Source organism: Arthrobacter sp. TE12231 (assembly GCF_054062895.1).
The window spans coordinates 1,598,375-1,608,676 of sequence record NZ_JBSSFS010000001.1 but is presented as its reverse complement, the minus strand read 5'-3'; the positions used below and the strand labels follow the sequence as shown (position 1 = coordinate 1,608,676).

The window sequence follows — 10,302 nt, the reverse complement described above, 5'->3', positions numbered from 1 at the left end:
GACGACGGTACTAACCCTTAGCGCAGCATGCCAATTTGTGCGAGCTAATGCGAGCCGGTTGCCTCAGAATCCCGATGGAATGTTGAAGGGAGTGATGATGTCAATCTTGGAGGGTTCGCCGCCGGCATCACTGTCGGCCAGGGCCCCGTGGGCCTGCATGATGATGCGGCAGCATCTCTGGATGTCCTGCTTGAGATCATGGTGCAGCACGGCACTGATTTTCCCCTCGCGGAGCAAAGCCATATTGTCCGGGACCAGGTCGTGGCCGATGAACACGTCAGGGCGGCGGCCGGCGGCATCGAAGGCTTCGCTGATGCCGGCGTTGCCGCCGCCGATCGAGTAGACGGCGCGAAGGTCGCGGTGTGCCGCCAGGGCATCGCCCATCAGGAGCCGGGTGGTCCGGTCCAGCCCGTCGCTGCCGGGCAGATACAGGACGTCCCGTCCGGGGTCCATGGCCCGCATGGCCGCCCGGAAACCCATTTCCCGTTCCTCCTCGCCGCGAAAGAAATCGTTGCTGACCGTCACGGCAACTGTTCCGGGTGCGGTTCCCATCCACTGGTGGATCAGGTAGGCGGCTGTAGCCCCCGCCGATCTGTTGTCCATGCCGACGTAGGCGGCACGGTGACTGGCCGGCAGGTCGGTGACCAGGGTAACAACCGGGATCCCCACCTGGGCCAGCCGGTCCACGGCGGCCGTGATTGAGGCCACGTCCGGGGCTTTGAGGATGACGCCGTGGCTTCCCCGTTTGGCGATCGTGTCCAATTCCGCCACACATTCATCGGCGCTCCACTGCTCGTGCAGATGGAAACGGGCCCGGAACACTGCCGGCCGCATGAGCGGCAGGACAGATTCCAGCGCGTGTTTCACCGACGACGTGAACCGTGCGGGAGCGTCGGCGACGACGTCCACCATGAATCTGCGTCCGGTGAGCTCCAGCTGGATTCGCTGGGCCTCCAGGTCCTTGATCGCCTGGCGCACCTGCCCCACGGTGCTCTGCCGTACGCCCGGGCGGTCATGGAGGACACGGTCCACCGTCGCGTCACTTACCCCTGCCTGGCGTGCGATTTCCCTGACCGAAAACGGATGGGTCATGAGAGTCCTTCCACAACACGCCCTGATGTCTTTTTGATGTATTTGGGTGTGGAAACGACTCTGCCATGAGCTCATGCTGGAAGGCAAGAGACCACCAATGAAAGGAGCCTCCCATGAGCGAGACCGAGCCCAGAGAGGGCCGTCACGCCTGTTCAGCATGCGGTGTGTGCGAGCGAACAAGTGCCGTGTCTTTTGTGACCATCAGCAGGCAGCCGCAGCCGGCCGTAGCCGAGGACACATCCGGGCAATGCGGGGGCGCCGAATGATGGTTTTTTGATGGATTTTGGCCTTGTGACGCTCCGGCCGGATGAACGAAGCTGGGAACCACAAGAACCAACATCAACGCAAGATCGACGTTTCAAGGAGGAAACACCATGACCACCGCCGCTAAGACACACACCCTGGGCGCTAACGGCCCGCAGTGGTTCGACGAGGGCATCTGCAAACTCGACGACTTCATCGCCCTCGTCAGCCAGGAAACCCGGCTCGAGGACTACGCGTATGCTGACGCCGTCGAACGCAACGTCCTGATCTACGGAAACCGCCTCCGCAACTACGTGGACACTCCGGAAGAACGGGCCGATGTCCAGGCCGAACTCATCCGCGCCCTAAGCACCGGCCCCGGCATTGTGGTCTTCAAGGGCGCCTTCGGCGACACCGCCATCGTCGACCGCGCCACCGCATCCTTCAATACGATCATCGCCGAACAGAAGGCCTCGGGCGCCGCGGCCGGAGACCACTTCGCCAAGCCCGGCGCCAACGACCGCATCTGGGGGGCACTGGACAAATTCGCCGTCCGGGAACCCGAAGTGTTCGCCGACTACTACTCCAACGACATCCTGGCCCTCATTTCCGAGGCCTGGCTGGGCCCCAACTATCAAGTCACCTCGCAGGTCAACGTTGTCAACCCCGGCGGGGCCGCCCAGACCGCCCACCGCGACTACCATCTCGGCTTCATGTCCGCGACGCAGGCCTCGCGCTTCCCCGCCCACGTCCACCTGCTCTCCCCCGCACTGACCCTGCAGGGAGCGGTGGCACACTGCGACATGCCCATGGAATCAGGGCCTACTCTTTACCTTCCGCACTCCCATAAGTACGACGCCGGCTACCTCGCCTTCCACAAGCCGGAGTTCACCCGCTACTTCGAGGACAATTACGTCCAGCTGCCGTTGGAAAAGGGGGACGCGGTCTTCTTTAATCCGGCTCTGTTCCACGGCGCGGGTCACAACACGTCCTCGGACATTCGGCGCATGGCCAACCTGCTGCAGGTCTCGTCCGCGTTCGGCCGTGCCATGGAGTCGGTGGACCGCGCCGTTATGTCAAAGGCCCTGTACCCGACGCTGCGGCAGCTAAAGGCCGACGGCGCTAGCGAGAGGTTCCTGCGCAATGTCATCGCCGCGTCCGCCGAGGGCTACGGCTTCCCCACCAACCTGGACCGGGACCAGCCTGTCGGCGGAATCGCGCCCGAATCGCAGGCCGAGCTGATCTGGCGCAGCCTGCAGGAAGACGCCACCGAGGAAGACGTCGCCCGCGATCTCGAAGCGGCCAGCCGTCGCCGCCTCACCGACGGTCAGTAGGCGATCGTGACCTCACGGAACACATTGAACATCGCGTTGTGTGGATCCGGCCGGATCGGCCGGGTCCACGCCGCGAACATCGCCGCCCACCCCGGCGTGAACCTGGCGTGGGTGGCCGATCCCGTGATCAGCAGCGCCAGCGAGGTCGCCGCCCTGTATGGCGCCCGGGCTACCGGCTCCACCGACGACGTCTTCGCCGATACGTCCCTGGATGCCGTCGTCGTCTGTTCGCCTACGCCGACGCACATCGACCTCATCCGGGCTGCCGTCGGGCGGGGTGTTGCGGTGCTGTGTGAAAAGCCGATCGATCTGGACATTGGCCGGGTGCGGAGCTGCCTGGCGGACCTGGCCGGCAGCACCGCCGCGGTGATGATGGGGTTCAACCGGCGCTTCGATCCGACCTTCGCAGCTATCCGCCAACGGGTCCAGGCGGGGGAAATCGGGCGGCTCGAGCAGCTGACCATCACGAGCCGGGACCCCGCACCCCCGCCCGCCTCCTATATCGCCGCGTCCGGCGGGATCTTCCGGGACATGAGCATCCATGACCTGGACATGGCCCGGTTCTTCATCCCTGACGTCGTCGAGGTCACCGCGCACGGCGCGAACGTCTCCTCCGACTACATCGCCGAGGCAGGAGACTTCGACTCCGCCGCCATCACCCTGCGCGGCCGGAACGGGGAACTAGTCAGCATCACGAACTCCCGGCACAGCGCCTACGGCTACGATCAGCGGCTGGAAGCCTTCGGCAGCCAGGGCATGCTGCGCGCGGACAACATTTCACCCACCACGGTCCGCAGCTTCGGCACACTGGCCGTGGAAGGGGCCGACCCGTATGAGCCGTTCTTCCTCGAGCGCTACGCCGCGGCCTACCGCCGTGAGCTGGACGCCTTTGTCGACGCCATCCACACCGGAATCCCCTGTTCGCCGGGGTTTGAGGATGGCATGGCCGCCCTCATCCTTGCCGACGCCGCAGCCGAGTCGGCCGCAACGGGCAAAACCATCGCTATCGAAAAGGTCATTACTCACGAAGGAGCCCTACGAAAGTGACAGGACTACTCAAGGACACCATCGTTCTGGTCAGCGGGGGCACTCACGGCCTCGGCGCCGGCATCGCGCGGCAGGCCGCCGTGGAGGGCGCCGCCGGCATCGCCGTCACGGGACGTTCCGTCGACGCCGGCGAGAAGGTCGCCGCAGAGCTAACCGAGCTCGGCGTGCCCGCCGTCTTCCTGCCGGCGGATCTCGCCAACACCGGGCAGGCCACCAGCACCGTGACCAGGACGATCGACCGCTTCGGCCGGCTCGACGCTGTCGTCAACGCCGCCGGTCTGACCACCCGCGGCAGCATGACCGACACCACGCCGGAGCTGTTCGACCAGCACATCGCGGTGAACCTGAAGGCGCCCTTCTTCATCATGTCCGAGGCCATCAAGCACCTGAAGGATCGCGGCGCGGGCGGCAACATCGTCAACATCATCACGATGTCCGAGCACGCCGGCCAGCCGTACCTGGCACCCTATGTCGCATCGAAGGCCGGCCTGGCCGGGCTGACCCGCAACGCCGCGCATGCCCACCGCTGGGACAAAATCAGGATCAACGGCGTCAACATCGGCTGGACCGCGACCGAAGGGGAAGACGCGATCCAACGCCGGTTCCACGGAGCCGGCGATGACTGGCTCGACAAGGCCAACGCGTCTGTCCCCATGGGAAAGCTCGGTCAGATCGACGAAATCGCCGAGTTCGTGGTCTTCCTGCTCTCCTCACGGAGCGGGGTGGTCACCGGATCCGTGATCGACTGGGACCAGAACGTGATCGGCGGCTCGGACTGAGTCGGGGACGGCGTCAATCCCATCCCAGGGACGGGCGGAGATGGCGGGAAATCGACTCGAGCAGCCGGACGTTGAAGTCCACGCCAAGCTGGTTGGGGACGGTGACGAGCACGGTGTCCGCCGCGGCCACGGCCGCGTCCCGGGCCAGCTGGTCAATGAGGCGGTCGGGTTCGCCGATGTAGCTTCGCCCGAAGCGGGCCAGGCCGCCGTCGAGGTAGCCCACCTGGTCCCGGGCATCGGCCTGGGCGCGCAGCCCGAAGTACCGCTGCGATTCGTCATCGATCAGCGGAATGATGCTGCGCGAGACGGACACCCGGGGCGTGTGCGCATGGCCGGCCGTAGCCCAGGCCTCCCGGAATCCGGCGATCTGCTCGGCCTGCAACTGGTCGAAAGGAACCCCGGTGTCCTCGGTCAGCAGGGTTGAGGACATGAGGTTCATTCCCTGCTGCCCCGCCCACCGGGCGCTGGCCCGGTTTCCGGCACCCCACCAGATCCGCTCGGGCAGTGTTGGTGACAACGGCTGAACCGGGACCAGCCCGCTGTGCCCGCTGAGCTGCGGATTGGCCCGGGCCACGCCTAAGCCGGCAATGGCGGCACGGAACCGCTCGGTGTGCCGGCGGGCCATGTCGGCGTCGGACTCGCCCTCGGCGGGGAGGTGCCCGAAGGCCTCGTAGCCGGCTAACACAGTCTCGGGCGAACCACGGCTGACCCCCAGCTGCAGGCGGCCGCCGCTGATGAGGTCGACGGCGCCAGCCTCCTCAGCCATGTAGAGCGGGTTTTCATAGCGCATGTCAATGACACCCGTGCCGATCTCGATGCGGGAGGTGCGCGCTGCAATCGCGGCGAGCAGCGGGAACGGCGAGGCCTGCTGCTCGGCAAAGTGATGGACACGGAAGAACGCGCCGTCGACGCCGACTTCTTCCGCGGCCACGGCCAGCTCAATCGCTTGGAGAAGGGCGTCCCGGGCCGAACGCACGCGCGAACCGGGGACGTCGCCCCAGTGCCCGAAGGAGAGAAAACCGATCCGTTTCATCAGAACACACACTGTCATGAGGACTCGGACTTTCGGAAGTGCACCTGCCACAGTTCCACTCCCCCGGCTTGCCTGGAAGTGTCGGTGCCCTCTTATGGCGTGACTGTCAGGGTGTACGTCGAATTGATCGTTTGGCCATTGAGTGTCCCCGTGAAATTCAGCGTATGAGTGCCCGGAAGCACATTCTTGATCAGCGCGTAGTGGCCGGCATCAGCCCCCATGTTGTAGTAGCCAGCGAACGTCGGGTCGCGGAAGACGTTGTCAGCGGGCAGGGTGACGTTAAAGATGGGTGATTCTTCATACTTCACGACGCCCGGGGGTACGGCTGTTCCGTCGAAGGTCGCCGTCAGATTGCTTGCCCCGGCCTGGACGCCGGCCAGCGCGACCTGCGCCCGGACGTAGGCGGGGGTCTTATGGGCAGACTGAGGCTCTATATCGAAGGCGTTCGCGAGCGGAAAGAACAGGTCCTTGTGGGCCGGAATGGTGCAGCTGCGGGTGACGCTTCCACCGGTGCTAAAGAGTCCGGCGAGGAACCACGTGGGGCCGGACTGCTGGTTGGAGCACTGCGAGCCGGTGGTGTCGAGCAGCGGATTCGAGGCCGCCGGCTGGCTCAGTGCCCAGGTCCACCACTTCGCCGCAAGAGGACTGTAAGCGTTGGCCACCGACGGCGCAGCGGCTCCCGCCGGCGTGGCCACGGACGAGGCTGACGCTGCCAGCGGAGCTGCCATCAACAATATGGAGGCGCTAATGAATGCGATGATTGCCCTTTTCACCTTTGATCCTCTGTTCAAGCGGAAGACAACGAAGCCGCCTCAGGGTGCGCTCCCGGCGCCCACATTCTTCTCCCCGGAAGGCAGTCCCGGGGCTGCGGCAGCATCAGGGTCAGGCTCCGCGATGGTGGAACGTGAATTTCATCGGTGGCATACCGACCGGAACTGTCGAATAAGACCGGCTGCCGTGAAATTTCGGGACAACGCCCTGACTGCGGCGTGGCGACATGCCGCCAATCGGCCGGGTCTACCGGCACAGCGGTCCGAGCCTAACCGAGCCGAAGGTGCCAGCCCAAGAGTAGTGGCTACCTGCCTCATGAGTGCTGACTACCTGTTCGGGCGCGCGCCCCAACTTGTAGAGCCGGATGCTGCTTAGGGGGCGGCGCGGATTTCGATGACCGCGAGGTTCCAGCGATCGGTGGTGGGGGCGGTGTCGTTGATGGCGACGACGGTGCCGCTGGTGGCGGTCAGCCCGGTTTGGCGCTGCACCCAGTAGGTGTCGCCGGCCGGCGGGAAGTACTGGTCAACCAGGGTCTGGGCCGGCCCGACGGTCCGGGCCCGCGCTGCGTCCCAGTCGGTTCCGACGCCCCAGACCCATGACCCGGCACCGGTGGTGGTCACGCTGGCACTCGGTGCTCCGGAGGCGGCGCCGGCCCCGGCCGTGGCGCCATTGGCGGTGTCGGCATTGTTGAACGCCACGACGGTCATGGCTGACTGCCACGAGCCCGAGTTCTGGGTGGCGGTAATGGTGACATTGGTCAGCGGGGCCGGTGAGGCGGCCTGCCATATTTCGGCCGTGCCGGCCTGGGCGTTGGCGCGCCGGCGCAGCGTCCAGGTCAGGCCGCCCCCGCTGACCGATCTGATGGATTCGGTGCCGCCACCGCTGGGCCCGTCGGAGCTGATGAAGGCAAGGATGAGCTGGTTGCTTCCGGTGGTCGTGAGGCCGGCGGCGCTGACGGTAGCGGCGCTGGTGCCCTGATGGGCGGTCACGAGCTTGTCGACGGTGATGGTCCGGACGCCGGCGGCGGTGGCCGTGGCGGTGTTCGAGGGAGCACTGACATTGCCGGCCCCGTCCTGTGCCGTCACGGTGTAGCTGTAGGTCGTGCCGGCGACAACCGATCCATCGACGAAGGACGTGCCGGTAGCGGTGCCGATCGCGGCCCCGTTGCGGGAGATGTTGTAGCGGGTGACGCCGACGTTGTCGGTGCTGGCACTCCAGGCCAAAGAGATCTGGCCGGTACCGGCCACGGCGGAGAGATTCGTGGGGGCCGTTGGGGCTGTCGTATCCGGGTTCACGGTAATCGTGATGGACGGGGTGACCGCGTCGGGGCTGACCCCGTTCGTGGCGGTAACCGTGAAGGTTGCCGGACCAGCCGCCGTCGGGGTGCCGGAAAGGACCCCGGTGGTGGTGTTCAGGCTCAACCCGGCCGGCAGGGCACCGGAAGACACCCGAAACGTCGGCGCCGGATTACCCGAAGCGGCAAAGGCATACGAGTAGGCAGTGCCGACCGTGGCAGTAGTCGGCGGCGTGGACGCGGTAAACACCGGGGCCGTCTGGGCGGTGTTCACGGTAATCGTGATGGACGGGGTGACCGCGTCGGGGCTGACCCCGTTCGTCGCGGTGACCGTGAAGGTTGCCGGACCAGCCGCCGTCGGGGTGCCGGAAAGGACCCCGGTCGTGGCGTTCAGGCTCAACCCGGCCGGCAGGGCACCGGAAGACACCCCGAACGTCGGCGCCGGATTACCCGAAGCGGCAAAGGCATATGTGTAGGCAGTGCCGACCGTGGCAGCAGCCGGAGGCGTGGACGCCGTGAACACAGGCGGTGCCGGTGCTGGGTTCACGTGGATCGCGATGGGTGGGGTGACGGCGTCGGGGCTGACCCCGTTCGTCGCGGTGACCGTGAACGTTGCACTGAACGGGGCAGCGAGTGCCGCTGCCCCTAACGTGTTGGCGTTGCGCGGGAGCCCGTAAGCATCCTGGATCAGGCCAAGAATGCTGTAGTGATTGATCGTCTGCGTGTAGTTGCCGGGGATGACGTTGGCCCCGTTGAAGAACGTGGCGATTTTGTTCGTGCTTACAGATGAATCGTTTTCATCCCAAGTGGTGATCAGCAGTGAGTTGTGCGTTTTGGCCCATTGCAGGTATGTGTCCATGTGGTTCATTGCCCACGTGTCACCGGTGCCGACGGAGCAATCGTGCATGCTGTTGCAACTGTCGGGGACGACAAAGGACACAGTCGGTAGCGTTGTGAAGTCAGTCGGCCATGCGCTGTAATCGAGGCGTTCCGATGACGGGATGGATGCCCAGTTGTTCCATGGTGAGTGATAAGCGAGGTAGTTCGTTCGCGAGGTCTGGCCTTCGGCGAATCCCGTGAATGTTCTGCCTGCTGCTTTTAGCTGGCCCTCAAGCATCGTAGTTGTGAAGCTATGCGGGTAGCTGTCATCTGTGATCCCCTGCGTGGAGCCTGAAAACAACGCGAGATAGTTCGGCTGCGAAGGGTGGCTTTCCGCGAACGTCTGCGTCATGTTCGCGCCCGATGTGGCGAGGGAGTTCAGGTAGGGCGCGCTGGAGTTGCCGATAATGGACGTGTCCTTTTGGTTCTCGTCAATCAGGATGACGATGTGGTCCCATGTAGCGACAGTGGTGGGGGTCCCGGAAAGAACCCCGGTAGTGCTGTTCAGGCTCAACCCGGCCGGCAGGGCACCGGACGACACCCGGAACGTCGGCGCCGGGTTACCCGACGCGGCAAAGGTATACGAGTAGGCAGCGCCGACCGTGGCAGTAGTCGGCGGCGTGGACGCGGTGAAGACCGGGGCCGCCTGGGCGGTGCTCGCCGTGATCGTGATCGACGGGGTGACCGCGTCGGGACTGACGCCGTTCGTCGCGGTGACCGTGAAGGTTGCCGGACCAGCCGCCGTCGGGGTCCCGGAAAGAACCCCGGTAGTGGTGTTCAGGCTCAACCCGGCCGGCAGGGCACCGGACGACACCCGGAACGTCGGCGCCGGATTACCCGATGCCGCGAACGTGTACGAGTAGGCAGTGCCGACCGTGGCAGCGCCCGGAGGCGTGGACGCCGTGAACACCGGGGCCGCCTGGGCGCCGCTCTTGACGATGACGTCGTCGACGTAGCTGTCGCCCATCTGGCTTGTGTGTTCGGATCCGAGCTGCACGGTCGACAAGGTGGTGAATCCGGTGCTGACCTGGTTACTGGAATAGACGAGGACGCTGTCAAACCACACCTGTATCGTTGTCGCGCTTGTATTGGGGACGATCTGCATGACGACGTGGTGCCAGGAGCTGAGAGGGATGCTGGAGGACAGCAAGCGTGTGTAGACGAAAGCGCCGGTAGGTGAGGTCACACGCAGCCAGAGCTGGCCATTGCTGTTGTAGCGGTATACGTCTGCGATCCGCGTGGTTCCGGAGAAGAACCGGAAATAGGGTACGTCACTGCCGGTCAGGCCGGCCGTGGTGATGTTGAACCAGCCGTCTGCGTAGGCGGAAGGGGTTCCTGCCGGCAAGGGGGCAGTGAGGTATGCGAGCGAGCCGGCGTCGGAGGTTACGTGGAGGTAGGCGGCGCAGCCGCCTGTGTGTGCCAAAGCTGAGGAGACTGTGGCGGTTCCGGTTCCGGCGGTTTGAACGATGAACGGGGCGAGGGTAGCTGATTCGAAGTTGTCGGCCACGACGGTGGCACCAGGGTACGGGTCGGTCGGTGCCGGCGTGGTGGGCTGGCAGCTTGGGGTGGCTGCTGCGGCGATATCTGCGGTGGGCATGCCCGTTCCCAGCAGTGGCGCCAGAAGCAGTCCGATAAGGCCCAGCCTTGCTAAGAACCGCATCAAGTCCCCCTGCATTGATAACGCCTGTTACGGCTGGCACCCGCTTGCCGCATTGGCCGAAATGACGGCTAAGTCCGGAGCCTATCGGCCCGGCAACCTGCGGGTCACCAGTGGGCGATACTTGTCTCTCGAGTGAAACTACCGGGGTTCCGTGGGTGGTGTCAGAGTGT

General features: G+C 65.2%; 7 protein-coding genes. 3 read left to right on the top strand and 4 right to left on the bottom strand.

Annotation, left to right across the window (positions count from 1 at the left end):
- Positions 1 to 63: 63 nt before the first annotated feature.
- The gene (locus ACVWYS_RS07295) at positions 64 to 1,092 is read right to left on the bottom strand and encodes a LacI family DNA-binding transcriptional regulator (protein ID WP_456508850.1); all 1,029 of its coding nucleotides are present in this window, start codon (positions 1,090 to 1,092) and stop codon (positions 64 to 66) included.
- 374 nt (positions 1,093 to 1,466) lie between these two features.
- On the opposite strand from ACVWYS_RS07295, the gene ACVWYS_RS07290 reads away from it, so the two are divergent.
- Genes ACVWYS_RS07290 through ACVWYS_RS07280 form a run of 3 tightly spaced genes read left to right on the top strand, consistent with a single transcriptional unit; the run spans position 1,467 to position 4,495 of the window.
- On the top strand, positions 1,467 to 2,669 hold the full coding sequence (locus tag ACVWYS_RS07290; RefSeq protein ID WP_456508849.1) for a phytanoyl-CoA dioxygenase family protein: 1,203 nt from the start codon (positions 1,467 to 1,469) through the stop codon (positions 2,667 to 2,669).
- A 6-nt stretch (positions 2,670 to 2,675) separates the two neighbouring features.
- Positions 2,676 to 3,716, top strand: a complete 1,041-nt coding sequence (gene iolG, locus ACVWYS_RS07285; protein ID WP_456508848.1) for an inositol 2-dehydrogenase — start codon at positions 2,676 to 2,678, stop codon at positions 3,714 to 3,716.
- Positions 3,713 to 4,495, top strand: a complete 783-nt coding sequence (locus ACVWYS_RS07280) for an SDR family oxidoreductase (protein WP_456508847.1) — start codon at positions 3,713 to 3,715, stop codon at positions 4,493 to 4,495. Before iolG ends, ACVWYS_RS07280 begins: the two co-directional genes overlap by 4 nt.
- Positions 4,496 to 4,508: 13 nt before the next feature.
- Here ACVWYS_RS07280 and ACVWYS_RS07275 read toward each other — a convergent pair whose 3' ends face one another.
- The 3 genes from ACVWYS_RS07275 to ACVWYS_RS07265 form a co-directional block, all read right to left on the bottom strand.
- Positions 4,509 to 5,528: an LLM class flavin-dependent oxidoreductase gene (locus tag ACVWYS_RS07275; RefSeq protein ID WP_456508846.1), complete on the bottom strand. Its 1,020-nt coding sequence runs from the start codon at positions 5,526 to 5,528 to the stop codon at positions 4,509 to 4,511.
- A 92-nt stretch (positions 5,529 to 5,620) separates the two neighbouring features.
- Entirely contained in the window at positions 5,621 to 6,256 is a 636-nt protein-coding gene (locus ACVWYS_RS07270) for a hypothetical protein (RefSeq protein ID WP_456509563.1), read from the bottom strand.
- Positions 6,257 to 6,670: 414 nt separating this feature from the next.
- The gene (locus tag ACVWYS_RS07265; protein WP_456508844.1) at positions 6,671 to 10,069 is read right to left on the bottom strand and encodes a putative Ig domain-containing protein; all 3,399 of its coding nucleotides are present in this window, start codon (positions 10,067 to 10,069) and stop codon (positions 6,671 to 6,673) included.
- Between the last annotated feature and the right edge of the window lie 233 nt (positions 10,070 to 10,302).